This is a genomic window from Mediterraneibacter agrestimuris, assembly GCF_943193195.1.
Classification (GTDB): Bacteria; Bacillota; Clostridia; order Lachnospirales; family Lachnospiraceae; genus Schaedlerella; species Schaedlerella agrestimuris.
The window spans coordinates 1-1475 of record NZ_CALPDG010000111.1; the positions used below are offsets into that span (position 1 = coordinate 1).

1 rRNA gene is annotated in these 1475 nt (G+C 49.7%); it reads right to left on the bottom strand.

The features are described 5' to 3' along the window. Positions 1–1470, bottom strand: a 23S ribosomal RNA gene (locus tag NFS18_RS19270); the annotation flags it as partial. Between the last annotated feature and the right edge of the window lie 5 nt (positions 1471–1475).

Sequence of the window (1475 nt, forward strand, 5' to 3'; positions counted from 1 at the left end):
TTTCTCCCTGCGTCCCCACAGTTCTGTCATAAAATAGTACAGGAATCTCAACCTGTTGTCCATCGGCTACGTCTCCCGACCTCGCCTTAGGCCCCGACTTACCCAGAGCAGATCAGCTTTACTCTGGAAACCTTAGATATTCGGCCGGAAGGATTCCCACCTTCCTCTCGCTACTCATTCCGGCATTCTCTCTTCTTAAAAATCCACTGCTCTTTCCAGTACAGCTTCCTCTCTTTAAGAATGCTCCTCTACCAATTAACATTCGTTAATTCCTAAGCTTCGGTAGTGTGTTTCAGCCCCGGACATTTTCGGCGCAGGACCTCTCGACTAGTGAGCTATTACGCACTCTTTGAATGTATGGCTGCTTCTGAGCCAACATCCTAGTTGTCTTTGAAATCCCACATCCTTTTCCACTTAACACACATTTTGGGACCTTAGCTGTAGGTCTGGGCTCTTTCCCTTTCGACTACCCAACTTATCTCGTGCAGTCTGACTCCCATACATCATCTACGCGGCATTCGGAGTTTGATATTCTTTGGTAAGCTTTGACGCCCCCTAGGAAATTCAGTGCTCTACCTCCGCAAGACTTGTATGAGGCTAGCCCTAAAGCTATTTCGAGGAGAACCAGCTATCTCCGGGTTCGATTGGAATTTCTCCCCTATCCACACCTCATCCCCACCCTTTTCAACGGATGTGGGTTCGGTCCTCCATTGCCTTTTACGGCAACTTCAACCTGGACATGGATAGATCACCCGGTTTCGGGTCTACTCCGACTGACTTTATGCCCTCTTCAGACTTGGTTTCCCTTCGGCTCCGCGCCTTTAAGCGCTTAACCTCGCCAGCCAGCGTAACTCGCCGGACCGTTCTACAAAAAGTACGCGGTTGAGCATATATAGCTCTTCCACAGCTTGTAAACATATGGTTTCAGGTTCTTTTTCACTCCCCTCCCGGGGTCCTTTTCACCTTTCCTTCACAGTACTATGCGCTATCGGTCACTAAGTAGTATTTAGCCTTACGGGGTGGTCCCCGCATATTCCCACAAGGTTCCACGTGTCTCGTGGTACTCTGGATACCGCCTTGTCAGCTCATCTTTCGCTTACGGGGCTTTCACCCTCTCTGGCTGGCTTTCCCAAAACCATTCTGCTAAACTTGCTGAATCAATCCCGCGGTCCGAACCCCGGGGTGCACGCACCCCGGTTTGGGCTCTTCCCATTTCGCTCGCCGCTACTCTGGAAATCACATGTTGTTTTCTCTTCCTCCGGCTACTTAGATGTTTCAGTTCACCGGGTTCCCTTCCACAGCTTATGGATTGGGCTGTGGATACTTGAGGTCTTCTCAAGTAGGTTTCCCCATTCAGATATCTCCGGATCTTTGGATATTTGCTCCTCCCCGAAGCTTTTCGCAGCTTATCACGTCTTTCATCGGCTCTTAGTGCCAAGGCATCCACCATACGCTCTTATTAGCATAACCAACTA